Origin of the sequence: Pseudomonas sp. NFX71 (assembly GCF_048079215.1) — a bacterium.
Lineage (GTDB): Bacteria > Pseudomonadota > Gammaproteobacteria > Pseudomonadales > Pseudomonadaceae > Aquipseudomonas > Aquipseudomonas fluorescens_B.
In genome coordinates this window covers 5,432,598-5,457,418 of the sequence record NZ_CP182230.1, presented here as the reverse complement: position 1 = coordinate 5,457,418, position 24,821 = coordinate 5,432,598, and the positions used below count along the sequence as shown (strand labels likewise).

General features: G+C 59.3%; 22 protein-coding genes and 2 pseudogenes. 5 read left to right on the top strand and 19 right to left on the bottom strand.

Annotated features, from left to right (window positions below):
* Positions 1-99 precede the first annotated feature (99 nt).
* Positions 100-1,035, top strand: a complete 936-nt coding sequence (locus ACM1ZW_RS25405; protein WP_017338935.1) for a DMT family transporter — start codon at positions 100-102, stop codon at positions 1,033-1,035.
* 54 nt (positions 1,036-1,089) lie between these two features.
* On the opposite strand, the gene ACM1ZW_RS25400 is transcribed toward ACM1ZW_RS25405, so the two are convergent.
* Entirely contained in the window at positions 1,090-2,994 is a 1,905-nt protein-coding gene (locus ACM1ZW_RS25400) for a sigma 54-interacting transcriptional regulator (RefSeq protein ID WP_416739607.1), read from the bottom strand.
* A 274-nt stretch (positions 2,995-3,268) separates the two neighbouring features.
* On the opposite strand from ACM1ZW_RS25400, the pseudogene ACM1ZW_RS25395 reads away from it, so the two are divergent.
* Positions 3,269-3,424, top strand: a pseudogene (locus ACM1ZW_RS25395) (oxidoreductase); the annotation flags it as partial.
* Positions 3,425-3,515: 91 nt separating this feature from the next.
* On the opposite strand, the pseudogene scpA reads toward ACM1ZW_RS25395, so the two are convergent.
* The 17 genes and pseudogenes from scpA to gcvA all read right to left on the bottom strand — a co-directional run.
* Positions 3,516-5,522 (bottom strand): annotated as a pseudogene (gene scpA, locus ACM1ZW_RS25390) (methylmalonyl-CoA mutase); the annotation flags it as partial.
* Entirely contained in the window at positions 5,519-6,328 is an 810-nt protein-coding gene (locus ACM1ZW_RS25385) for a Pnap_2097 family protein (RefSeq protein WP_238588290.1), read from the bottom strand. The gene ACM1ZW_RS25385 and the pseudogene scpA, both read right to left, overlap by 4 nt.
* Positions 6,329-6,423: 95 nt before the next feature.
* Complete coding sequence (locus ACM1ZW_RS25380; RefSeq protein ID WP_017338931.1) at positions 6,424-7,647, bottom strand: MSMEG_0569 family flavin-dependent oxidoreductase; 1,224 nt, start codon at positions 7,645-7,647, stop codon at positions 6,424-6,426.
* 26 nt (positions 7,648-7,673) lie between these two features.
* A complete protein-coding gene (locus ACM1ZW_RS25375; protein ID WP_017338930.1) occupies positions 7,674-8,000 on the bottom strand; it encodes an MSMEG_0570 family nitrogen starvation response protein in 327 nt (108 codons plus the stop codon).
* 1 nt (position 8,001) lies between these two features.
* Positions 8,002-8,997 carry a sll0787 family AIR synthase-like protein gene (locus ACM1ZW_RS25370; protein WP_416739606.1) on the bottom strand — a complete coding sequence of 332 codons (996 nt, stop codon included), beginning with the start codon at positions 8,995-8,997 and terminating at the stop codon, positions 8,002-8,004.
* The gene (locus tag ACM1ZW_RS25365; protein WP_017338928.1) at positions 8,987-9,550 is read right to left on the bottom strand and encodes an MSMEG_0567/Sll0786 family nitrogen starvation N-acetyltransferase; all 564 of its coding nucleotides are present in this window, start codon (positions 9,548-9,550) and stop codon (positions 8,987-8,989) included. The genes ACM1ZW_RS25370 and ACM1ZW_RS25365 overlap by 11 nt, the downstream gene beginning before the upstream one ends.
* 13 nt (positions 9,551-9,563) lie before the next feature.
* Positions 9,564-10,643: an MSMEG_0568 family radical SAM protein gene (locus tag ACM1ZW_RS25360; RefSeq protein ID WP_416740844.1), complete on the bottom strand. Its 1,080-nt coding sequence runs from the start codon at positions 10,641-10,643 to the stop codon at positions 9,564-9,566.
* Positions 10,644-10,647: 4 nt separating this feature from the next.
* A complete protein-coding gene (locus ACM1ZW_RS25355) occupies positions 10,648-11,592 on the bottom strand; it encodes a Nit6803 family nitrilase (protein WP_017338926.1) in 945 nt (314 codons plus the stop codon).
* A gap of 84 nt (positions 11,593-11,676) precedes the next feature.
* Complete coding sequence (locus tag ACM1ZW_RS25350; RefSeq protein WP_017338925.1) at positions 11,677-12,159, bottom strand: MSMEG_0572/Sll0783 family nitrogen starvation response protein; 483 nt, start codon at positions 12,157-12,159, stop codon at positions 11,677-11,679.
* A 364-nt stretch (positions 12,160-12,523) separates the two neighbouring features.
* Positions 12,524-13,729: a CaiB/BaiF CoA transferase family protein gene (locus tag ACM1ZW_RS25345; protein WP_414883879.1), complete on the bottom strand. Its 1,206-nt coding sequence runs from the start codon at positions 13,727-13,729 to the stop codon at positions 12,524-12,526.
* Positions 13,719-14,129 carry a PaaI family thioesterase gene (locus ACM1ZW_RS25340; protein ID WP_017338923.1) on the bottom strand — a complete coding sequence of 137 codons (411 nt, stop codon included), beginning with the start codon at positions 14,127-14,129 and terminating at the stop codon, positions 13,719-13,721. The genes ACM1ZW_RS25345 and ACM1ZW_RS25340 overlap by 11 nt, the downstream gene beginning before the upstream one ends.
* A gap of 18 nt (positions 14,130-14,147) precedes the next feature.
* The gene (locus ACM1ZW_RS25335) at positions 14,148-14,954 is read right to left on the bottom strand and encodes an enoyl-CoA hydratase/isomerase family protein (RefSeq protein WP_031318940.1); all 807 of its coding nucleotides are present in this window, start codon (positions 14,952-14,954) and stop codon (positions 14,148-14,150) included.
* 10 nt (positions 14,955-14,964) lie between these two features.
* Positions 14,965-15,729, bottom strand: a complete 765-nt coding sequence (locus ACM1ZW_RS25330) for an SDR family NAD(P)-dependent oxidoreductase (RefSeq protein ID WP_017338921.1) — start codon at positions 15,727-15,729, stop codon at positions 14,965-14,967.
* 1 nt (position 15,730) lies between these two features.
* Complete coding sequence (locus tag ACM1ZW_RS25325) at positions 15,731-16,876, bottom strand: thiolase family protein (protein WP_017338920.1); 1,146 nt, start codon at positions 16,874-16,876, stop codon at positions 15,731-15,733.
* Positions 16,873-17,232, bottom strand: coding sequence for a Zn-ribbon domain-containing OB-fold protein (locus tag ACM1ZW_RS25320; protein WP_414883876.1), 360 nt, complete (start codon positions 17,230-17,232; stop codon positions 16,873-16,875). Before ACM1ZW_RS25320 ends, ACM1ZW_RS25325 begins: the two co-directional genes overlap by 4 nt.
* 244 nt (positions 17,233-17,476) lie before the next feature.
* Entirely contained in the window at positions 17,477-18,415 is a 939-nt protein-coding gene (locus tag ACM1ZW_RS25315) for an NAD(P)-dependent oxidoreductase (protein ID WP_416739604.1), read from the bottom strand.
* Between the two features lie 94 nt (positions 18,416-18,509).
* Positions 18,510-19,415 (bottom strand): transcriptional regulator GcvA, encoded by a 906-nt coding sequence (gene gcvA / locus ACM1ZW_RS25310; protein ID WP_414883874.1) that lies wholly within the window; start codon positions 19,413-19,415, stop codon positions 18,510-18,512.
* Positions 19,416-19,639: 224 nt separating this feature from the next.
* Between gcvA and ACM1ZW_RS25305 the strand changes: the two genes are divergently transcribed.
* A complete protein-coding gene (locus ACM1ZW_RS25305; protein WP_414883873.1) occupies positions 19,640-20,926 on the top strand; it encodes an OprD family porin in 1,287 nt (428 codons plus the stop codon).
* Between the two features lie 70 nt (positions 20,927-20,996).
* On the opposite strand, the gene ACM1ZW_RS25300 is transcribed toward ACM1ZW_RS25305, so the two are convergent.
* A complete protein-coding gene (locus tag ACM1ZW_RS25300; protein ID WP_416739602.1) occupies positions 20,997-22,430 on the bottom strand; it encodes an aldehyde dehydrogenase family protein in 1,434 nt (477 codons plus the stop codon).
* Positions 22,431-22,736: 306 nt separating this feature from the next.
* On the opposite strand from ACM1ZW_RS25300, the gene ACM1ZW_RS25295 reads away from it, so the two are divergent.
* A complete protein-coding gene (locus tag ACM1ZW_RS25295) occupies positions 22,737-24,080 on the top strand; it encodes an MFS transporter (protein ID WP_416739601.1) in 1,344 nt (447 codons plus the stop codon).
* A gap of 271 nt (positions 24,081-24,351) precedes the next feature.
* A complete protein-coding gene (locus ACM1ZW_RS25290) occupies positions 24,352-24,795 on the top strand; it encodes a CopD family copper resistance protein (RefSeq protein ID WP_017338913.1) in 444 nt (147 codons plus the stop codon).
* Positions 24,796-24,821 lie beyond the last annotated feature (26 nt).

Here is a 24,821-nt window from a genome sequence, read left to right as displayed (position 1 = left end):
TCGACGGGTCTGCAAGAATCTTTCAACACCTGACAAACAGGTGCAAAGAGCCCCGCGTGCTGCCGGGTTTTCATCGCACGACTTGACGAGGAAAAAGCCATGTCTAAATCAACGCCTCTCGCGTATGCCGGCATCGTGGGTGCCACATTTTTCTGGGGCACCAACTTCAACGCGGGTGCCTACATCATCAAGAGCATGGCACCCATCAGCGCTTCCATTGAGCGCTTTTCGATTTCTACCCTGTTACTCGTACTGATTTTCGGTCTGGCCGGCAAGTTGCGCCTGAGCACGCTGAAGAACAATCTGGTGGCTTTTATCGGCCTGGGCCTGCTTGGATTCACTGCGTTCAACCTTGCGACATTCTTTGGCCTGCAAAGCACCACCCCCATCAACGGCGCATTGATCCTGGCGACCACGCCGCTCTGGACCATGCTCTTTGCAGTTCTGCTTGAGGGCGATCGCATTGATCGCGGGCGTGCCATAGGTCTCGTATTGGGCTTGCTGGGCGTCGGCCTGGTGATCACCCGAGGGGATATCCAGGTGCTTCTGGGGCTGAAAGTGGCCACCGGTGATGCGATCATTCTGGCCGGCAGCATTGCATGGGCTGCGAACATGGTCGGCACACGGCGCTTTGTCAAAAATGCAACGCCGCTGGAAACAACAACCTTCTCGATGTTGTTCGGTGTCATTGGCCTGATTGTGCTGGGATTCATCTATGAGGCTCCGGTTGCCAGCATCAGTACCGCTTCGCTGTCCATTCATGGTGCAGTCATCTACCTGGCGGTCTGCGGCTCGTTGATTGCGTACTTGCTGTGGTTCAAAGGCATCCACGCCATCGGCGCCGCACGCACGTCGATCTTTTTCAATCTGGCCCCAGTGTTCACCATGCTGGTTTCCTCGGTGTTGGGTGTAGCACCCAATGTCTGGCAACTGCTTGGCGCTGGCGGCGTCATTCTGGGCGTAGTGTTTGCCTCGGGTCTGGTGTTCAGGCCGACACAACCTGACCCGTTAGCCGCTGCTCCCAGCCCGCGCTGAGCTCCGCAAGGCGTTCAGCAACCCATCGCAGGCAAGCGGGCGGCTGACATGATGCTATCCGGGCTTGATATCCAGCCGTTTGAACCTTGAAGCCAACGTCGTGGGTTTCAGCCCAAGAAGTTCAGCGGCTCCACCTTTGCCAAACAATCTGCCGTCAGCGGCCTTGAGCGCAGCCTGCATGTTGTTGCGCTCCAGTTCGCGCAACTGGGCGTCGGTCATGATCGTGGGGGAGATGCTGGAGGGTTGAGTCAGCAGAGGACTGTGTTTGTTCTCTTCGGGCAGATCGAGCGTCAGGTCTACGCCGATTGAAGTGATCAGCGCACGCTCAATGACGTTTTGCAGCTCGCGGATATTGCCCGGCCAGGAGTAGCGCTGCAGGCGCTCGATATCCAGGTTGCGCAGTCGACGCCCAGGCATGTTTAGCCGCTTTGCGGTTTGTTTAAGGAAGTGCGCAGCGAGCGGCGCGATGTCCATGGGACGATCGCGAAGTGCGGGAGACTGGATCGGGAATACGTTAAGGCGAAAATACAAGTCTTCGCGAAAACGCTTGTCCGCCACTTCCAGACGCAAGTCCCGATTGGTGGCAGCAATGATCCGGACATCGACCTTGCGCGTGCGCTCCTCGCCGACCCGTTCGAATTGGCCTTCCTGCAAAACCCGCAGCAGCTTGCTTTGCAGCTCCAGGGGGATTTCGCCAATCTCGTCGAGAAACAGCGTGCCGCCATCGGCCAGTTCGAAGCGCCCGACGCGATCGCGGACAGCACCGGTAAAGGCGCCACGGATATGTCCGAAGAATTCGCTTTCAAACAGCTCGGTGGGAATTGCCGCGCAGTTGACCCGGATCAGCGGACTTGCGTTGCGACGGCTGGCCTGATGAATCGCACGGGCGATCAATTCCTTACCCGTGCCCGACTCGCCGTTGATCAGTACGCTGGCATCGGTAGGGGCAACCACGTCGATCTGCTTGATGATTTTTAGAATGGGGGCGCTCTGGCCAACGATTTCGCGGAAGTTGTGCTCGATATGAATCTCTTCCTGCAAGTAGGCGTTTTGCTCTTCCAGCCGTTTTTTCAGTACCTGCAGCTCATCAAGCGCACTTTGCAGTTGGTTTTCGGTATTGCGCCGTTCGGTAATATCCCGAAAAACCACCACGGCCCCGACGATTCGGCCATCGGAAATCACTGGAGTACTGGTGAACTCCACCGGGAACGAACTGCCATCGCGGCGCCAGAAAATCTCCTGGCGTCCTTCATGAACCACACCATCACGCACCGCCTTGTAGATCGGACAGCTCTCGACCGGGTAATGGCTGCCGTCGGCATGGGTGTGGTGGTGTATGCGGTGGATGTTCTTGCCGATCATGTCCTTGGGCTCCCAACCCAGCATCCGAGCCCCGGCCGGATTGACAAAAGTAGCCAGGCCCTCTGTGTTGATGCTGTAGATACCGTCCCCCACCGAACTGAGCAGTAACTGGTTATCACGCTCCGATTCCTGGAACAGGTTGAGGATATTGCGCCACTCGATCAGCCCGCCGCGCATGGTGCGCTCAGTGTGGGCCTGGTCACGCTGGTATTGCTCATGGCTCAGTTCTCGCAGTACCAGGATAAGCTGCTGCTGGCCCTTGATCTGCAAGGTTGTGGCAGAAATCGTCAATTCGATGCGCTCACCGGTCTTGCAGTTGCAACTCAGTTCTTCAGTCCAGCCGCGACCTTTGTCCATGACGGCTTGGGTAAACACGATCAAGTCCGCCAACTGATGACCAAACAGTTTGCTCACAGGCAGATCAAGCAGTTCCTGACGCGGGTAACCGAGCAACTTGCAGGTTGCGATGTTCAGGTCCACCAAGCGGTCGGAGAAGGGGTTGAGCAGGGCAATGGCTTCGGCGCAATGCTCGAAAACCATATGTCGTGAAGAGTAGGCCAGGTCGGCCCAGCCAGTGATGGAGTCGGTTTCGTTCATGGGTACGACATCTCGTGGCGTTACGAATTTTCGTATATCTACGGGAGTTCGGGGTTCATTGATAGCATCAGATGAGCCGTAAAAAACCATCGCAGATTGATGTGATGAGCGCCAGCGGTGAAAGGTCAGGTGCTAGTTGTTTGAGGTAAAACAGGCAGAACAACCGTTTAAAAAAAAGATATCAGATAGGGCGCGCCTACCGGGCAGGTTCAGTTGAGTCTGATCCTGTTTTTATACGAGATCTGAATCTGTAATGAATATCAGCGCAAGCGCAGCCTTGGGCAAAGTGATCGCCCCGTCGTTGAGTACCGAGCAAATTGCGGTGCGTGAAGACAAATCCCCTGACGACGCCCTCAGGGGGCTGGCTGGTATGAGCGTGCAGTATGGGCGCTTGGCGATTGAGCCCCGGCCGCTGTTTCGGCGCCGCTGAATCCTGCCGCATTCCGTGCGCGGCTTTGAACAGATTGTTGCTCGACAAGGCTCATCAACTGATTGGCGATTTCGAGCACATCGTCTCCTGGGCCGAAGACGGCACGCACACCCTGCTGGGTGAGTGAGGCGATGTCCGATTGCGCAATGATCCCGCCCAGCACGACGGGAACGTCGATGCGCTGGCGATGCAGCTGTAGGAGCAGGTCGCAGAGTATTTCGTTGTGCGCACCTGCAAGGCTGGAAAATCCGATCAGATCGACCGGCCCATCGGCGTTCATGGAGGCCAGCAGTTCGGCTGGACTCTGGAACAGTGGCAGCATCGTGACCCGAAATCCTGCTTCGACGAGCACTGAGGCGATCAAGCGGATCCCGCGATCATGGCCATCCTGGCCGAGTTTTCCGAGCAGTACCTGTGGCGGCCGGCCATGCTGTGTCGAAAAGCGTGAAGTACGTACACAAAGTGCCGACCAACCAGGTAATTGGCCGCGCAGGGCACCATAGCCGCGGGGTAGAAAAGCAGGTGCCTGACGGTGACGAGGCCAGGCTTTCTCCAGTGCCTTCGTACACTCACCTACGGTCGCTCTGACGCTGATCGCGGCAATGCCGAGTTCCAGCAGATTGCCCTGACCGTTCCGTGCGCAATGGGTGAGCGCCTGAAGGTGCGCCTGTACCGCCGCCTCGTCTCGCCTGATACGCAATTGCGTGAGTCGCTGGTTCTGACGCTGACGCACCGCGCAGCTGTCCACCGGATAGGCCGTATGGAGGGCTTGCGATGTCGGGCTGGCTGTCCGTTCTCCGACCCGTCGTAGCGCTCCGGTATCGAGCCGCGCTTGTGTCTGCACTGCCTGGGCATGGATCATCGTGCTGATCGAGCCATTATTGATCGCCGCGACCACGCCGCCTTCGCTGTCTATGCGTGCAATACACGCGCGAACCTCGCGGCACACTGACGCGGTCAAGGACTCCATCATGTAGGAGCCGGCCCAAGGGTCAATGACATCGGTCAGACCGGTTTCTTCTTGCAGGACTTGTTGGGTGTTGCTTGCCAGCCTTGCCGAACTTGCGCTGGGCAGTGCGAGGGCTTCATCCCAGGCATTGGTGTGCAGTGACTGGGTGCCGCCAAATACTGCGGCCATGGCCTGTGCGGTCGTGCGCACGACATTGTTCATCGGGTCCTGTGCGCATAACGTCCAGCCGGAGGTTTGGCAATGCATGCGCATGGCCCTGGCGCTCGGCTTGTCGGCCCCCATCTGTTCGCTGATCTCATTCCATAAAACACGCGCAGCCCGTAGCTTTGCCACCTCCGTAAAGAAGTCGTTGCCGACACCAAAGAAGAAGCTCATTCGCGCGCAAAAGGCGTTGATATCCAGCCCTCTAAGTCGCACCTGCTCGACATAGGTTCGCGCGTTGAGGAGGGTCAGTGCCAATTCGAGTATTGGATCGGCGCCGGCTTCCTGGAAGTGATAGCCGGACACTGAAATGGGGTTGAAACGTGGCATGTGCCGGGCGAGGTATTCGATGATATCGGTGCAGATCCGCAGCGAAGGTTCGGGCGCAAAGATATAAGTGTTGCGCACCATGAACTCTTTGAGAATGTCGTTCTGGATGGTACCGCTCAGTTGCTCCCTGGCGATGCCGCGCTCCTGGGCGGCCACGATAAAGGCTGCCAGAACTGGAAGAACCGCGCCGTTCATTGTCATCGACACGGAAACCCGGTCCAGTGCAATGCCGTCGAACAATTCAAGCATGTCCTCGACACTGTCGATGGCCACGCCGGCCTTGCCGACGTCGGCGCTGCAGTGAGTGTCGTCAGAATCGTAACCACGATGGGTCGGCAGATCGAATGCAACGGACAGTCCCTGGGCCCCCTCGGCGAGGCTTTGGCGTAAACGCTGATTGGACAACCGGGCGTCGGCAAAACCGCTGTATTGACGGATCGTCCAGGGTTTGTGGGTGTACATGCTGGCGTAGGGGCCGCGCAGATAAGGCGGCTTGCCCGGATCGCTATCCAGATGTTCGATGCCGGCAAGATCGCAGGGGCGGTAAAGCGCTTTGAGTTGCAGGCCGGGGGCGCGGTACAACGGAGAACGAGTCATGGCCTTGTGCACTCCCGAAGCCAGGTTTTCTCGGTAAAGACATCGGCAAGCTTGTAGCCATCGGACTGGCGAAAAACCTCGCACCAATGCCGTGAATGTTGGCCAGCTTCTGCGGTATGCAGATGAACGTGAACGCTGTCGCCAATGTTGAGGTTGCCGTGGAAGTGGATTTCACGTTGCCTTACCAAACCTGGGCGGCGCAGCCCCAGTACGCTCCACTCGGCGCGCTCGACCAGCGCCTGGAAGTTGGCAAAGTAAAGAAATTCGGCGCCATTGAAGTCGACGTCGGGGCAAGGGGTGAATGAGAAGACCGATGTTGCTGATGACGCGGCACGGCTGATCTCGAAGTGCTTGAGCCAGTCGCCTTTACGCAGCTGTTTGCCGAACGCATGCAAGGTTTGCAGGGAGGTGGGGAGGGTGGCCTCAATCGGTGCTGTGCCCCTGAGGCTGGCTTTGGCGACGCTACGGTTGTCCCCCGGCGTATGGCGGCTGACAAAGGCCGACATCAGGCTGATTTCTGCGACGCAACGCTGGCCGAGCATTAGCCGATGTTCGCTGTAATGCCGGGTTTGGCCCGCCCGGCCGAGTTTTGTTTCTATCCTGAACGAGCGATTCTCGGTGATCGCCTGCAACTGCAGCCCCTGGCTTTTGACCAGGGTGAAGGCGGCATAGGCTGTGCGCCCCTGTGCGTCGACAAAATCGGGGAGTGGTCGGTCGTAGAGTCCGGCGAGCGCCAGCCAGTGTTGGTGACCGCATTCCTTGAGCAGCCAGTTTTCGGACAAGCCGGTGTACGCCAGATTGGGCATGCTGGCGAGGTAAGTCTGTTCGAGGCTGACGTTATGCATGCGAAACCCCTGACGTCGGCCCGCGCAGGGCCGACGGATAAATGCCCGCCGAAAGGTCAGCGGCAAGCAGCGAGATGCTCGACCACGAACTGCGCATCGCGCGCCACCCCGGAAAACCGCCCCGAGCCCCAAGTGTGTAGCCATGGCAAACCGAGGAAGTACAGGCCCTTCCGGGCGGTCACGCCGCGTTGATGGCCGGGATAGCTGCGGCCGTTGAATACGGGGACGTCGACCCAGGTAAAGTCCGGCTGGAAGCCGATGCACCAGATGATGCTGGTGATGCCCGAGCCTGCCAGGTTCAGATCGGTGGTTTCCTGCCCGGGCGTCCACAGTGGCTCATAGACCGTGCCGGCGGGGGCCTCAATACCTTTTTCCGCAATGTACTTGTCGATGCTCGCATTGATTCGGTTGTACACGGCATCCGCTGCGTCGAGGTTGGTGCCAAGATCAGGGGCGAACTTCAGGGTGGTGCCGTCCAGGCTTTCCAGGCGGCCGAACAGTTGCATGCCTTCGCTGGCGAAGCGGCGCAGGTCAATGTCACGCCCGCCGTCACGGCCGGTGACGTAATGGTTAGTGTTGTCGCGTACGCCCTCGCGCAGAGGGTGCACATCAACACCGATGTCGTAGTAGCCCATCTCGGCCAGCCAGTCGACCACGTCTTTGCCGCGGTGAAAGCGCGCGCAGCGCGGCGCATCGCCTACTGCAAGGAAGACTTTGCGGCCGGCCAGGTGCAGGTCTTCGGCGATTTGCGCGCCGGACTGCCCAGAGCCGACCACCAGGACTGCACCCTCTGGCAGCGCATCGGGGTTGCGGTACTGTTCGGAGTGGATTTGCTTGATCTCGGCTGGCAGGCGTTCGGCCAGGCGCGGAATGATCGGGGTGTGGTAGCCGCCGCTGGCGACGATGACCTGGTCGGCGCTGAAGTCGCCTGCACTGGTGTTGAGCAGGTAACCGCCTTCTGCGCGGGCGCTCATGCGCTGTACGGTCACGCCCTCACGCACCGGGGCGTTGACCTTGGCGATGAATCCGTCCAGGTAGCGGATGATCTGATCCTTTTTCATGAACCCGTGCGGGTCGTCACCGGCATAGGGATAGCCGGGCAGGGCGCATTGCCAGTTGGGAGTCACCAGGCAAAAGGCGTCCCAGCGCTGGTTGCGCCAGGTGTGGGTCAGGGTGTGCTTTTCCAGCACCAGGTGGTCGATGTCTTGCTGTTGCAGGTAGTAACTGGCAGAAAGGCCTGCCTGGCCGCCGCCGACGACGATCGCTTTGTAGTGATTCATGCTGTGGTCCTCTGAGAAGTCGTGATTCAAATGTCGGAAAATCCGGCGTAGTTAACCTGCCCGGCGCCCTGGTTCTTGATTTCCAGTACCTCGACCTGCGCCTCGCGCGCATTGAACTTGCTCGCGCTCAGGCGCAGGCTGCCGAGCGTGTCCATCGCAGCGCTGCAATAAAAACCCTTGACCTGCCTGACCCGTTCGGAGGCGTTGTTGAGGCCGGTTTCCGCCCGGCGCAGAAATTCGTCGAGGGGATAGCTTTGACCCGCTTGCAGGTAGTCGTAGATGGTGGTGGACGGCGAGTAGGCGTTGCTCTCCTGGCCATCGGGCCAGCGCAAGCGGATGTTGACGGCGGGCATGTCAGTGCTCCTTGATCAGGTTGGGGTAGCTGAAACCGGTAAAGGGCTGTCGTCGCAAGTTCCAGAATTCGTCGTGCTGGTTGGCCAGTTGTACGTCGAGGCTGGCGCTGTCGTTGATCGTGCCGATTGGCGCGCAGTGCAAACCTTCAAAGGCGAAGGCCGCCTGCACAGTGGCCAGGTCTTCTGGCTTGAGGGTCAACAGGAAGCCGTAGCTGGGGAAGGCTTGCAGCCAGCGTTCCAAAGGCGCATTCCCAGGTCGGGGCAGGGCGCCGAGATCGACTCGCGCGCCACATCCTGTCGGCTCCAGCAACATCAGCAAGGAACCAAGAATCCCCGCGTTGCTGATGTCCTTGGCGGCCAGCAACAGGCCTGCCTCGGCCAGGCGCGGAATGACTTCGAGCTTTTCCCGCAATCGTTCGCCGGGCACACCTTCGAACGCTTTCCAGTACGGCGCCTGGCCGTGCCATTGGCCGTTCAGGTCCACGACCATGGCCAGGGCCTGACCGGGCGCGACATGAAGGCTCGAGAGCAGGCTCCGGGCCCAGCCAGTGATCGCCACGGCGAGTGCCGTCGGATTGTCCGGGGTGAGGCTGGTGTGACCGCCCGCGAGGATCAGGCCATAGGCATTGCAGGCGTCGCGAATGCCGGCGAGCACGCTGTCGGCTGCTTCGACATCGTGATGCCAATAGGCATTGACCACTGCCGTGGCGCGACCGCCCATGGCGGTAATATCACTGACGTTGGCCATGACAGACGACCAACCGGCGAACCACGGCGCCTGGGCGACAAAGTTCGGCAGCATGCCCTCGATGGCGAGCAGTTGGTATTGGTCGCCACAACGGATGGCTGCGGTGTCGTCACCGGGTAACGCGTAGCGCGCATCGTCGCTGCACGTCAACGCTTGCATGAATCGCGCTGGTTGCTGGATAGCTTGTTTGGAACGCATTGCTGGCGTGTTCTTCAATGCTGCCAACAGGGTGTGCAGATCAGTCCCCATGACAGCGGCTCCGGCGAGGCGTCAAGGCAACCTGACGCCGCATGAAGGGATAGCAATCAAGGTCTGCCTGCATCAGCATGTGGGGCTGGCCAAGCAGCTCGATTGCCTCAAGCGTCTGCCAGTGCAAGCCATGGAAATACTGCTGGTTGGCAACCTGCACGGTGGCCAGGAAGGTCTGGCAGCCCAGGTCGATAGCCCGCGATACCGCTTCGTTGACGAGGGCTTTGCCGATCATGCCGTGGCGGCGGTAGGCCCGCTCCACGCATAGGCGACCGCCGAACCAGACACCGGGCTCGGTCTGGTAGATCCGCACGGCGCCAATCACTTGTTCCGGCATGCCGCAGTGGTGGGCGATGGCAACAATGGGAATGGCCTGAAAGTCGCGTTCGTCCTTGTCTTTCTCCAGCAAACGTTGTTCTTCGCAGAACACTGTGCGGCGCAGTGCGTAATATCCGCTGCGCTCCCAGGTTTCACTGGCTGGCTTGACGAGCAAATCGTCGGCGAGAAAATCCCGGAACGTGTCTTCGCTCAAGGCAAATGCGTGTTCGGCCATGGTCAGGCTCCTGTCACTCGTAATGTTTCAGGGCCGAGCAGGCGCCGCATTTGGCGCAGCCGGCGTTGATGTTGTCCGAATGCAGCCCATGCCGGCGCAAGCTCGCACCGATACGCGGATAGAGCCGTTGCATAAAGGCGCTGTCGGGTTTTGGGTGGTGGGCCAGTGGAGTGCCGTCGATGGGCACGAAGGGCACCACGAAGGGGTATACGCCCATGCGTGCGAGCCTTTCGCACATGTTGGCGATGGCCTCCTCGCTGTCGCCAAGTCCGGCGAGGATGTAGGTGCTGACCTGGCCATGGCCGAAGACCTTGACCGCGGCCTCGAAGGCGCTGAAGTAGCGTTGCAACGGGACTTCGGCCTTGCCCGGCATGATCCGCCGGCGAACTTCGTCGGTGACTGCTTCCAGGTGCATGCCCAGCGAGACCACGCCGCTGTCCTTGAGACGCTCGAACCAGACATCGTCGTCTGGCGGCTCGCATTGGGCCTGGATGGGAAGGTCGACCGCGGCCGTTACGGCCGCCGCCGATTCGCAAAGGATTGCCGCACCACGGTCGGGCGTCTGCGGCGTGCCAGTGGTCATCACCATGTGCTTGACGCCGTCCAGCTCGACCGCCGCTTTTGCGACCGCTGCCAATTGTGCAGGGCGCTTGCGGGCAATGGTCTTGCCCGACGTCAGGGACTGGTCGATGGCGCAGAACTGGCAGGAGGTGGCCGCTTCGTTCATGCGGATGCAGTGTTGCAGCACGGTTGTGGCCAACACGTCCTTGCTGTGCAACGTGGCGATCTTCCAGTACGGCGTACCGTCTTCGGTGCTCAAACTGTAGAAATTCGGCACGCCCGGCAGTTGTACCAGGCCAACCTGCAAGCCTTCGCGAAAGATCAGCGCCTGGCCGCCGGTGGCGTCAGGTTCGGCAGAGTAGGGCGAGTCCAGGGAGGCGCGGTTGAGCATCGGCACCATGGCGGTGTGCGCGCCCAGGCTCAGCGCCTTGTGGTCCGACGGGCCCGCTCCGCCCTTGCGGCTCAGACCTTCGGCGCCTTGCCAGCGAACGCCATGGCATTGCAGTTGGGCCAGCAGATCGCTGGCAATCATTGGGCTATTCATGTTCGCAAGCCTCGCCACGCTCATGCACATGTGCCGTGACTCGGCGGTCGATCTGCAGGCTGAGCAATTCCGGGCGGCTGTAATGGCCGACTGAATCCATCATGCGTTTACGCTTGTCGATCAAGGCAAAGTCGAGGTCGGCGATGATCACCCCTTCGCCCTCGGTCATCTGCGCGAGCAGCTTGCCTTCCGGCGAAACGATGGCCGTGAAGCAACCACCTGAGATAGGTTCGATGGCACAACCTGTGTCGGCCATGATTTGTGCCTGTTGCCCGGCATCCAACCAGGCAGTGGCGTTGACCACAAAACAGCCGCTTTCCAGGGCGTGATGGCGGATGGTGACTTCGATCTGATCAGCGAAGATCTGACCGACCAGGGAACCGGGGAACATCGCTGCGTGAATCTGTTCTGCATCGGCCATCAGCGCGTAGCGCGCCAGCGGGTTGTAATGTTCCCAACAAGCGAGGGCGCCGATGCGGCCGACGGCGCTGTCGGTAGCGCGCAGACCGGAGCCATCGCCCTGGCCCCAGACCATGCGCTCGTGATAGGTGGGGGTTATCTTGCGTCGGTGCTGGATAAGCGTGCCGTCGGCGTCGAACAGCAGTTGAGCGTTGTAGATTGTGCCGCCATCGCGTTCGTTGACACCGATGCAGGCGACGAGGTTAGCTTCGCGGCAGGCTTCGCCGATCTGGCGGGTGACGTCCGAGGGCACGGTGACCGACTCTTCGAGCAGCATGAGGTGTTGCCTGGCCATGGCACAGGGCGGCTGCACGAACGAGAAGTAGGGGTAGTACGGCACCACGGTTTCCGGAAAGACAGCAAACTGCACGCCTTCGCGGCCCAGTTCCAGCAGCTGGCGGCAGAGTTTGTCGACGGTTGCCTGGCGCGAGTAAAGCACGGGACTGAACTGCACGGCGGCGGCGCGAATAACGGGCATGGGGTAATTCCTTGGGGCGGCGGAGTGAGGCTGAAGGTCTTTGCAGGCCCGCCCGCTTCCTGCGCGGAGCGGGCGGGCCGCGACTCAGGCAGTCCAGGTATCGATGATCATCGCGCCCTCACGACGCATCAGCAGACGCAGGTCCATGACATCCAGAGGGTTGATTGGGCGAATGCCTTCGATCAGGGCTTTTTCGGTTTGCCCATACAGCGCCTGCAAGGCAAAGCGGCAGGCATAGACTTCACCGCCTTCAGCCATGAATGCCTTGATCTGGTTATTGACGGCCAAGTGGCCGGGGAAGGCCTCGGCGCCCAAGGTGGGGAAGCCGCGTTGCACGCCAAGTTGCACGCCTGGCCCGTAGAGCAGGATCTTGGTTTCAAAACCTTTGCGCAGCAGGCGCTTGGCTTGCAGCATGTTGACCAGGCCAATGGAGCCTTCGAAGGCGATCGTGTGGAAGGTCAACAGGGCCTTGTCACCGGGTGCGGCCTTGACGTCCTCGAAGACCTTTTCTTCGTAGTTGACCAAAAAGTCGCCGTCTTGATAGTGGGCAATGTCCACATTGGGCATGTCGTCGTCTCCAGTAGTACTTGCTGTTATCGATGGCCGGGATCGGCCGATCGGTTACAGGGACTGGAGCGAGAAGTGTGCCACTTGAATCCTGTTGGTCTTGGCGATCATCAACTTATTGAAATACAACGATAAATTAAAACTTAAAACGTCTTGAAAGCCCCTCGGGGTTCATCTCCGGATCACGAATTTGCGTATAAATACGGAGTTTCGTAGTGGCTCGGTACGAAATATCGTAGTGGTGCGCTTCAGGTTCCGCGATATTTGCCGCGAGCTTGAACAACCAGGTGTTTTGCAGAAAAGAAAAAACCCGGGACCCTCCACCGCGTTGCGATGAAAGGGCCCGGGTTTCAGCCATTGGCCGTCAGAGGGCGTCGCTACAGTGCAATGCCTTCGATGCCTGTAGCGCGGCAATCTGTGCTTCGGAAAACGCAAAGTCGCGCAGCACCGAGCGCGAATGTTCACCGTTTTGCGGGGCGGGCCCATAGGCTGTTTGCGCAGCCTGCACGCTGTTGATGGGGAACCCCGGGACCCGCACGACGCCCTGTACAGGATCGTTGAGCTCAACCAGCATGCGATTGCTGGCAATCTGTGGATGCGTCATCAGATCGCTGTAGTCGGCCACCTTCGAACAGAGAATGTCCGCTTCATGCAACACCTGCAGCCAATGGGCCGTTGGTTTGCTGATGAAAACGTCAGTCAACGCGGCGCACATCTCAGCGCGGTGGACGACTCGCTGTGCGGAGCTGACGTAGCGTGGGTCGGTGATCCATTCTTCGTGGTTCAGTACTTTGCACAGGGTCGGCCAGCGGTTGCCGTTGTAGGCCGCAACCATCAGCCAGCCATCCGCAGTCTGGAAGGCTTCGTTGGGTGCCGAGTAGGGTGCGCCGCTGCCGATGCGAGTCGGCAACTTTCCATCACTCAGATAGCTGGTGATGGACGACTGTTGCAGTGCAAGCGCCGAATTCATCAGGCTGACATCCAGATGGCCGCCCAAACCATCGCTCTGACGGGCGTGCAGCTTGGCCAATACGGCCATGCAGGCCATGTAGCCAGTGACCACGTCCACCACCGGAGCCTGCACTTTGCAGGGCGCCGAGCCCGGCGTGCCAATCAGGCTCATCAGGCCGGAATCCGCTTGTAGAATCCCGTCGACACCCGCCCGGTCCGAATAGGGTCCTTCCTGGCCGTAGGCCGAGATCGAGCAATAGATCAGGTCAGGCTTGAGTGCGGCGAGGGTTTCATAACCCAGGCCCAGCCGCGTCATCACACCTGGGCGCATGCTTTCGATCAGCACATCGGCTTGCAGCACCAGGCGTTTGATGACCTCGATGCTGTCCGGGTGCTTGAGGTCCAGGCCAATGCATTGCTTGCCGCGATTGAAAGCGTGGTAAAGCGCACTGTCCTCGCCCACCCAGGCTGGCCCCAGGGTGCGACCCAGCTCTCCTTCGCGGGGTTCGACCTTGATCACACGAGCGCCCATGTCGGCCATCAGCATGGTCGCCGTCGGGCCTGCGGCGATCTGGGTGAAATCGAGGACGGTGAGGCCCTCCAGTGCGTTACGTAACATGATTACCTCCGCGGATCGACGCCCGGGGTTTCTTGAAGGTCCCTTGGGCGGTGGCCAGAAGAACGCCGGTGTCGGACAGCAGCTCGGCTTCGGCGAAGTAGAGGCTCCTGCCGGCGCGGCGAACCCGGCCCAATGCGCTAACGCTCCCTTCGAATGCCGGTTGCAGGTAGGCAATGTTCAACATTGCGGTGAGTCCATGGATCTCAGCTTCGCCTTCGCCAGTGTGCAAGCCTGCATAGCCACACGCCGCGTCCATCAGTGTGGCGATCATCCCGCCGTGCAAGGCGCCCTGACGGTTGAGATGTTGTTCGGCGATGTGCAGCTGAAATTCGGCCTCTCCCGGTTCCCAGCGGATCAACTTGACACCCAGGCCCTGAAGAAAGGGATTGTGCAATTGCATGATCTCTCCTCGGGCCACCTAGCGGCCCTTGTAGTGCGGTACACGTTTCTCGGCGAAGGCTTGACGGCCCTCGATTCGATCTTCGGTATCGCGCAGCACCCCCCAGTACAACTCGGTCAACCGCTGGGCATCGCGGTCGCTGAGGTGCGCAGTGCTGCGTGACAGGGTTTGCAGTGCCTGTATGGCCAGTGGCGCCTGCTGTGCAATTCGCTCGGCGAGCTCCATGGCACGCGCCAGCAATGCGTCGTGGCTGTCCAGCCGTTCGGAGATCAGGCCGATGCTGTGTGCCTGGTGTGCATCGATGCGTTGCCCGGTCAAGGCCATCTGCATGGCAGGGGCCGCCGGTATCGCCCGCATCAGCCGGTGCAAACCACTGACCGCAGGGATAGAGCCCACGGCAGCCTCGGGCAGCCCGAAGGAGGCGCTGCTGCAGGCGATGCGCAGGTCGCATTGCAACGCCAGCTCCAGGCCACCGCCCAGGCAGTGACCGTTGACAGCGGCAATCAGTGGCTTGTGCAGGTCGAGGTCGCTGAGGTCCATCAAGCGGATGTAAAGACCGGCATCGGCAGCAGGGTCATTGGCCAGGAACAGCGCCTGGGCATATGAGGCTGACGAAGAACGGGTACTTTTAAGGTCCGCGCCGACGCAAAACGCCCGCTCGCCGGCACCGGTGATGACGGCGACGCGCAGCGCGGGGTTATCGCGCACATTCACCAGGTGCTCCCGAAGGACCTGGAGCGAGTCCAGATCGAGGGCATTCAAGGCCTGCGGACGATCCAGTGTGATCAGCGCAATCGCACCCTGTAGTTCCATTGAGACTGACATGGCGCTCACCTCAAACACTGGCCGATGACAGACTGCGTCCGCCACAGACATACAAGGTTTGTCCGGTCACATAGGAACTGGCCGGGTCGAGGAAAAACTCGACGGCGTTGGCGATGTCCTCTGGGGTACCGATGCGTTTTACCGGCACGGTTTCCTTGAGTTTTGCCTGAACCTCAGGGGCGAAGCTCTGGAACAGCGGGGTATCGACAATGCCGGGCGCGATCGCGTTGACAGTGATGCCCTTGGCGGCAAACTCGATGGCTAGGCTGCGGGTCAAACTCACCACGCCGCCCTTGGCCGCCGAGTAGTTGGCCTGACCGAAACCGCCGAGCCAGGCCCTGGAGGACATGTTGACGATACGGCCGAAGCCTTTTTCCAGCATCAACGGCAGGGCGGCCTTGCAGCACAGAAACTGGGCACGCAAGTTGGTATCGACGACCAGGTCCCAATCCTGCTCAGTCATGCTCAGGAAACGCTTGTCCCTGACCACACCGGCGTTATTGACGAGAAAGTCGAGCGTCCCGTGGGCTTCGTGGATCCGCGCAAACGCTGCATTGACGGCCTCACCTTCGGTCAAGTCCAGCGCAATGCCGGCGACTTTCAAACCATGCCCCGTCAAGGCCTCAACACTTGCGGCGAGTGCTGCTTCGTCGCGGTCCAACAGATAGACAAATACGCCTTGGCGCGCCAGTCGTTCAGCGATAGCCAGACCAATGCCGCGAGCGGCGCCGGTGATTGCGGCGACCTGTGTAGCAGTGAAATGTCGAGTGCTCATCTCAAACTCCCAGAATGTGGACGGCAGAGGCGGCGTGATCGACGCCCGCAATACCGCCACCGGTGCATTGCGCCAGGCCCAGCTTCGGTGTGCCGGCCTGACGACTGCCGGCGCGCCCTTGCAATTGCCAGGTCAGCTCGACCATTTGCGCGACGCCGGTAGCGCCCAGCGGATGACCCTTGGCCAGCAGACCGCCACTTGGGTTAACCGGTACGCGACCGCCAAGCGCGGTGGCCCCTGAGTGCAACAGCGACACGGCTTCGCCCGGCGCCGCCAGGCCAAGGGCTTCGTAATAGAGCAGTTCGGCGATTGTGAAGGCGTCATGCAGCTCGACCACGCCAATGTCGGCGGGCGCAACCCCGGCTTGCTCATAGGCCAGGCGCGCCGCGCGTGCGGTGATTTCGGCATCGAGAATGTCGTCATCACCGGTTTCGCGCATGCCCGAGACAATGATCGAGCCCAACACCTTGACAGCTTTGGCCTGTGGCCCAGGCTGCGTTCCGAGCACCATGGCGGCGGCGCCATCGACTTGCGACGGGCAGCACTGCAACAGGGTCAGCGGGTCGGCGATCATCCGTGAACTGAGCACCTGTTCCAGGCTGACTTCGGTACGCTGCTGCGCATACTCATTGAGCGAACCATGGTGGCGGTTTTTCACTGCAACAGCTGCGAGGTCGGCTGGCTTGGCTTCTCGCTCATGGATAAAGCGTGTGGCGCGCATGGCATAAACTGCCGGCAGGACCATACCGGCCGTGGCGTACAGATCAGTCATGCGATCGTTGCGCTGCATGGGGATGGTGCCACCGCCCAACGCCGTCAGTTGCTCGATACCAAACACCAGTACCCGCTCGTATTGCCCGGACATCAGCGCATGCCGAGCGAGGTGGACGGCGGTGGCGCCGCTGGCGCAGGCGTTTTCGATGTTGTAGACCGGAATGCCCTTGAGGCCCAGGTCACGCAGGATCACTTGTCCGAGAATCATCCCGCCCAGCACATTGGCGCAATAGACCGCCTGTATGTCTGCAAGGGAGACGCCGGCATCGGCCACCGCGTCAAGGATCGCTCGCTGGGCAAGTTCCGGCGCCATCACGCCAATGTGGCGGCCAAAGGGCGTCATCGCAGCGCCCATTACATGCATCTGGGTCATGGACGTATCTCCAGGGATTCAAATACGTAGCCGAAAGTCTCATCGGCAATCACGCGGCATTTTTCGCCAATGAATGGACGGTCACCGCTGGCGTTGAGGCGGCCGAAAAGACGCACAGGACCGGGCAGGTCGACGTAGGCCAGGACGAAGGGATTCAAACCACTTTTGGGGCTGGGGTGCATGATGGTGAAGCTGTACACGCGGCCTTCCACGCTCAGGGTGGTGTCCTGGAACTGATCGGCCAGGGGCGAATCGGCAGTGACCGCAGGAAAGAAGATTTCGCCAGTGCCCAAATGTCGTGAAGCAGCAAGCCGGGGCGGTGTAGTGGATGCCCAGACGGGTGACGGACTGTTCATGTGACCTCCTGTTTTTATTGCGCTCGATTGCGAACGTCTGGAGGTATGTTCGGGCACGCCTCAATGGGCGACAAACGATATAAAAACGCGGTTGAATTGAGAAAAAATCAAACCAGCAGCCGCAGAGGGCACCTTCAAAGGCACAGATGACGGCGGGCCTTATCGGCCCGCCTGGTTTATTTTACGCTTTGAAAACTGCGGGCCAAGCCAGCTTGCCTGCATCCAGAAAAGGAGGGGGGTGAGCCTAGGATGAGGTATGCCCGTCGATGGTTGCGCCGGCCATTTTCTCGAGCACCTTGACCACATGGGTCATGTCGCGTGCTGGGTCACCGTCGCTCATGGCTTGATCAAAGAACTGCTTGACCACGGCGCAGGTGAAGGCCGGTGTGCCGACGTTTTCCGCCTCTGCGAGGAACAGTCGTACATCCTTGCGCATCAAGTCCAGGCGAAAGCCGAAATCGAATTCGCGCTGCATCACGGTGCCGGCCAGTATCTGTTCGCTGCTGAAGCTGCGCGCAGTGCTGGCGTTGAGCATTTCCAGCATTTGCCCGGGTTCGAGCCCGGACTTGATACCGAACAGCATTGCTTCGCTAGTGGCGACCAGCGTGGCGCCAACGATCATGTTGTTGACCAGCTTCAAGGTCTGGCCCAGGCCTGGCGTTGTGCCGATGTGTTCGACTTTTTTGCCGAAACAGGCGAATACCGGTTCACACAGTTGGTAGGCAGTTTTGTCACCGCCCACCATCACCGAGAGGGTGCCATTGAGTGCGCCGGTCACGCCACCCGCCAATGGCGCGTCCAATGCCTGGATACCATGATCGCGCAGTGCCTGTTCAATACGTCGGGCCATACTCGGACCGGTGGTTGAGTGGTCCACCAGGATTTTCACCTGTTGGCCGTGGATGACCCCATTGTCACCCAGCACCACATGTTCGACGATCTCCGGAGTGGGCACGCAGATCAGCACGATCCGCGCGTGATCGGCGACATCACGGGGACTGCCATGACTGCGCGCTCCGCGTGCGAGCAAGGGCGCCAATACCTGCGGATTGGGGTCAAACAGACTCAGGTCATAGCCATTGTCGAGCAGGTGATGGGCCATTTTCTGGCCCATGGCGCCCAACCCGATAAAACCGATGGTTTCGATGGATGCAGCGTCTGAATGCGTTGGAAGTCGGCTCATCGCGTGTCGTCCTTATTATTGGGAAGACACCATCCTAGGTTTGCCGTTTACCCTGCGACAAAGGAGTTATTGGCGCGTTTTGGTTGATAAAAACTCAAGCGCCTTCGCGGGTCAAACGTGCCTGCTCGAGGATCCACTCGCGGAAAACCCGGGTGTCATCGCTCTCTTCGCGGTGCCTTGGCGTGAGCAGATAATAGGTGTACACGCCCATGTCGACGACTTGATCGAAAGGTTTGATCAGCGTGCCGTCACGCAACTCCTTCTCGACCAGGAACAACTGCGCCATGGCAATGCCCTGGCCACCAGCGGCAGCGGCATAGACCATCGAAGAACTCTGATATGACATTCCGGCAAGCGCATCGACGTCACGGCTCACGCCGCTTGCCTCCAGCCAGTAGCGCCAATCTTCGGGCCTGGCGATCGAGTGCAGCATGGTGTACTGCGCGATGTCGGCGGGTGTACTCAGGCCCGGACCATGTTGCAAAAGAGAAGGGCTGCAGACGGGTGCAAGACGGTTATCGCTCAGCACGTAACAATTGCAATTGGGCCATTCGCCGGCACCAAGACGGATCGCGGCATCGATGTCTTCCTTGTGAAAGTCGACCGGCTCGAGCGATGCGGTCAACAGCACCTCGATCTTGGGATGTTCGGCGTGAAAGCTGGCGAGCCTGGGTATCAACCACTGCATGGCAAACGTGGTGTAGGCACGCACCTTGATTTGCCGCCGCAGGGGCGGCGACATGAGTTTCTTCGTGGCGCCGCGCAAGTCTTCGATCATCCTGGCCACAGCACGGAAATATTGTTCGCCGGAATGGGTCAAGGTGATTTGCCGATGCCCGCGCACAAACAGGTCGAGGCCGAGAAAATCCTCGAGTGCGCGGATCTGCCGACTGACCGCACCCGGCGTGACATTCAACTCATCGGCGGCATGGGTGATGCTCAAATGACGCGCTACGGACTCAAACGCACGGATGGCATTCAGTGGCGGCAGTCGGTCCATGGAAGTCATCTCTTGTTGTTGGAAGTTACTGTATTGGAAAAAACGAGGACGCGGAGTGTATTTAATTGCCCGGCGCATCCCAACAATAAAGTGAACGCTTGATAAAAGCTCAAGGTGGGCGCCCGTTTTATTCGATTGTCGTCAGGGGGCTGCGATTTCTACGATCGGCGCGCACGCGCCATCTGGTCGTGATGCAGCTCCCGACAACAATAAGAGATCCATTCATGAAGATCGCCAAAACGCGCCATCGCAAGCATTTTCAACGCGCCTCAGGACTGGCATTGTGCGGCGCAGTCAGCACTGTGCATTCGCCGGCTTTTGCGGACTTCATCACCGACAGCAAAGCCAGCATGGATTTACGCAACTACTACTTCAATCGCGACTTTCGCCAATCAGGTGCGGCTCAAAGCAAGGCAGAGGAGTGGGCCCAGGGTTTTCTCCTGCGCTATGAATCCGGCTTTACTCCCGGAGTGATCGGCGTTGGCATGGATGCATTGGGCATGCTCGGCATCAAGTTGGACTCGGGCCCATCCAGAACCGGCACAGGGTTGCTCGTTACTGATCGCGACCCGGGCGGCCGTGCCCAGGATGAATATAGCGAGTTGGGGCTGACCGCCAAGTTACGCATGGCGCAAAGCACACTGAAAGCCGGCACCCTGACGCCCAAACTGCCCGTGGCGATGTACAACGACACGCGTTTGTTGCCGCAGACGTTTCGCGGCGCCTGGTTCAATAGTGCCGACCTGAGCAATACGACTTTCGATCTCGGGCGGTTCGACCGGATCAACCTGCGTAACTCAAGCGACAATGAGCCCATGACGGTATTCAACGGCGCTGCACGCAATATCCGGCCAGGCCGGAAGACAAGCAGTGAGCGCTTCGATTTTGCGGGGGGGACCTATCGCTGGACGCCAGCATTGAGTACGGCCTACCACTATGGCGCTCTTGATGGCATTTACCGGCAGCACTACCTGACCTTGAACCACAAGTTGGCGCTCACCGAAGGACAAACGCTTACGTCCGATATCCGCTGGGCGCGAAGCCTTGATGAGGGCGGTAGCAACGTCGAAAACTCTGCCCTCGGCGCGATGTTCACTTATAGCGCGATCGGCCATTCGCTGGGCCTTGGCTATCAACGCATGAGCGGGGCAACCGGCTTTGCCAACCTCAACGGCACCGACGCGTATTTGATCAATCTGGTACAGATAAATGATTTCGGCAATCAAGATGAGCGTTCCTGGCAACTGCGCTACGACTACAACTTCACGGCGCTTGGCATTCCTGGCCTGACTTTCATGACGCGCTATCTGTCGGGCGACCAGGTGAGTGTGCGCAACCAGGTTCAGGCTGGAAAAGAGTGGGAACGAGACACTGAATTGGCGTATGTCATTCAGAGCGGTGCGTTGAAAAACCTTGCCGTTAGATGGAAAAACGCCAGCACGCGCAGCAACTTTGCCAGCGATATCGACGAGAACCGGGTGATCCTCAGCTACTCCCTGCCGATCTGGTAAACAGTCGTCGACCGTAAACGAAAAGGGCATAGCCAATGGCTGTGCCCTTTTTTTTGTGTGTGAAAAGTATTTAAAGGCGAATGATCACGGATTTGAGCTGGGTATAGTGGGAGAGGGCGTCGATGCCTTGTTCGCGACCGTAGCCACTTTGCTTGAAGCCACCGCATGGCGTCTGGACGAAACCGCCACTGTACTCGTTGACGACAATCCGGCCGGCCTCCAGTTGCGCGGCGACCCGATGCACCCGGCCGATGTCACGGCTCCAGATACCGGCACCGAGGCCGAATTCGCTGTCGTTGGCAATCCGCAGCGCATCGGCTTCATCCTTGAAGGGAATGACGCAGACAATAGGCCCGAAGATCTCCTCGCGGGCCAGGGTCATATCGTTGTTCACACCGGTGTATACCGTCGGTTCGATGTACCAACCCTCTTCATAGCCCTCGTGTACGGCCACCTTGCCGCCGATTGCAGGCTTGAGCCCCTCGCGTTCGGCGATGGCGAAGTAGCTCTGGATCTTCTCGAACTGCGCATGAGTGGTAATCGGCCCGGACGTCGAGTCATCCTCCGGGCCGACGCGCAGGGCACCCACCTCGGCAACCAACTTGTCGACGAAGCGGTCATGAATATTCTCCTGGACCAGCAACCGCGTGCCTGCAGCGCACCATTGGCCGCTGTTCCAGGTAAATGCCTTGGTCGAGCCTTTGGCGGCCGCATCGAGGTCGGCGTCGTCGAACACAATGTTGGCGGACTTGCCGCCCAGTTCAAGGGTCAGCGGTAGGATGCGTTCAGCGGCAATGTGTCCCAGTTCCTGCCCCGCGCGCAGACCGCCGGTAAAGGAAATCTTGCGGATATGCGGGTTGTGAGCCATGGCGGGGCCGATCACGCTCCCTTTGCCCACGATGACGTTGAAGACTCCGGCAGGCACTCCGGCTTGCACGGCAATGCGTGCCAGTTCCACCAGTGAGGCAGAGGTGTGTTCGGAGGGTTTGGCCACCACGGTATTGCCGGTAGCGAGGGCGGGAGCGATAGCGCGCGCTGCCTGGTGCAGCGGGGCGTTCCAAGGCAGGATGACCCCAATCACGCCAAAGGGATCTCGGCGTGTATAGATGTGATAGTCGGGGCCCTGGTTAATCACGTCCCCGTCCATGACGTTGACGATGCCACCATAAAACTCAAAGTATTGGGCGGTCAGGTCCATCAGCGCCGCCATCTCGCTGCCGGGTTTACCGGTATCGGCCTTTTCCAGCGCGCCCAGCGTATTTTCGCTTTGACGGATGATGCGCCCGAATTCATTGAGGATGCGCCCACGTTCGGCGGGGCGCATGTCGCGCCAGCCTTGCAGCGCGGAGGCTGCCGACTCGATTGCCAGAGCCACATCCTTCGGCCCGCTGCTGGCGACTTCACTGATCTTGGCTCCGGTGCGCGGATCGATCTTGTCGACATACTGCCCGTCAGCCGGCTCCATGGAACGGCCATCGACGAAGCTGTTAACTTTTATAAACATTGTGTGTCTCCTCTGAAACTGCAGTGAGGCTCGTCTTTATTGTTTAAAACTCCATTACGAATACCTATTACAACCAGCAGATTCATATTGCTCAACTGAGTTTTATGGTGTTGGCGATTGAGCAAATATCAAACAACTTTCAATAGCCTGAAATATTCAATAGATGCCTATGCATTGAGATTTAATCAACGATGCAGGGCGAAAATCTCGATTCACCGGGGCGCGGGTAAATTGCAGTATGAACCCGTGACAAGACGAGGCCGCGACTAGAGGTCAATAATAATAGCGCCCACGGGAGCCGTAGAAATGAGTAACGACAATAGTTTGATGAGTGCACTGTCGCCAGAGTCGGCATCAGGCGCCGGTGCAAATGTTCAGGGGCGGCAACTGACCTATGGCGAGAAAAAGGCCATTGTCGCCGCAACGCTCGGCACCATAGTCGAATATACCGACTGGGTGATTTACGCCACGTTTTCTTCCATCCTTGCCCGACAGTTCTTCCCCGCTGGGGATAGTCTTACTAACTTGCTGTCAGTGTTGGCGATTTTCGCCGTTGGTTTCATCATGCGGCCAATCGGTGGTGCGGTTCTCGGCCAAATAGCCGACCGCTACGGCCGCAAGAAAGGCTTGACGCTTTCTATCCTGCTGATGTCGCTGGCCTCGCTGGTCATCGGCCTATGCCCCAACTACGACAGCATTGGAATTGCCGCACCGATCATTTTGGTCTTAGCGCGCCTGGTCCAAGGGTTTTCCGCTGGGGGGGAATTCGGCTCTGCTTCGGCGTTCCTGATCGAGTCAGCCCCTGCACACCGCCGCGCCTTCGCCGGCTCATGGCAATGGTTCGCGATCAATGCCGGGACCATGGTTTCGTTCCTTCTGGGCTTTGGTCTGGCATCGCTGGGAAGTGACGCTGCGTTGAACGACTGGGGTTGGCGCGTTGCCTTTATCATTGCCGCTCTGATGGGGGTGATCGCGCTGTGGATCCGCCTGTCGGTGCGCGAGACTGAAATTTTCAAGGCGCGCTCCGCGAGCAACATGAAAAAAAGGCCTCTGCGTGATCTGTTTTTCAGCCATAAAAAAGATGCGATGCGGGTGATCGGCATCGCCATGGCCGGCAACTTGCTCAACTATGTATGGATGGTGAGCTATCCCTCGCAGGTTCACCTGATCACCGGTATGTCGATCCGTGACACATTGCTGGCAGGCGTGATCTCGGTAGGGGTGTCACTGGTGCTAATGCCTTTTGCCGGGAAACTTGCTGACAGACTCGGTCGCCGGCCGGTTCTGATCGGATTTGCCGTCGCTTCGGTACTGTGGGCGTGGCCAAGTTTCGGTCTGTTGCATGTCGGTATCAGTCTGACGGAAGTGACCATCCTGCAAACCATATCAATGGTCATCATGACAGGCTTCGGCGCAGCTTCTGCAGTGACCATGGCGGAGCAATTTCCGGCTGAAGTTCGAGTGACCGGTATCGCCTTGCCGTACGCATTATCAGTGACACTGTTTGGCGGAACCGCACCGTATCTCATGGCCGCGATGGCCGGATGGGGCTATGGGCACTTGTTCTGGATCTACCTGGCGGTGATCAGCGCCATCAGTGCCGTGGTCTATTTGCGCATGCCAGAAACCAGGGGCCTGCCTCTGCGCTAATTGAGTGTTACACCGATTTAACCGAACGCCTGATGCACCGCATCGGGCGTTTGGCATTGCAGTAATGGTTTAGGCAGCACGCCTATCAGGTTTTCACTTGACCAACGGTAAAAACGGCCACTTCTGCGCGTTCGATACCGATGAAGTGCGGTGAGTGTGGGTTTTGTGCTTTCTTGATCGATGTCAACCACATGGAGCCGACGGCTCAGTAGTCTCCAGAGATCGACATACCCGTGCGTAACGGGTTGCCTTGACTCAAGGCGACACCTCCATGATCTATCCGCTGATTCTGACGTTGCATCTGTTTGCCGCCCTGATCTTTATCGGTACGGTGTTCTTCGAAGTTCTGTTCCTTGAAAGTATCCGCAAACAGCTACCCACCAGGGTCATGTTGCTGGTGGAGGAAGGCATCGGCCGGCGAGCGCGCTCGCTGATGCCGTGGGTGCTGCTGGTATTGTTCGGTGCGGGGCTCGGCATGGTCTGGCTGCGCTACCTGCCAGTCCTTGCCTCACCATTGGCTTCATCGTTCGGCACATTGCTGGCCTTGAAAGTCGCGGTGGCCGTGAGCGTACTGCTGCACTTCCTGGTGGCCATGTTTTTGTTCAAACGTGGCCGAATGAGTCCGCGGTACCTGCAGTTCATCCACGGCAGCCTGTTTTGTCACATGGTCGTTATCGTGCTGCTGGCCAAGGGAATGTTTTATCTGACCTGGTGATCGGCTTTGAAGGGTGGTCTGTTCTT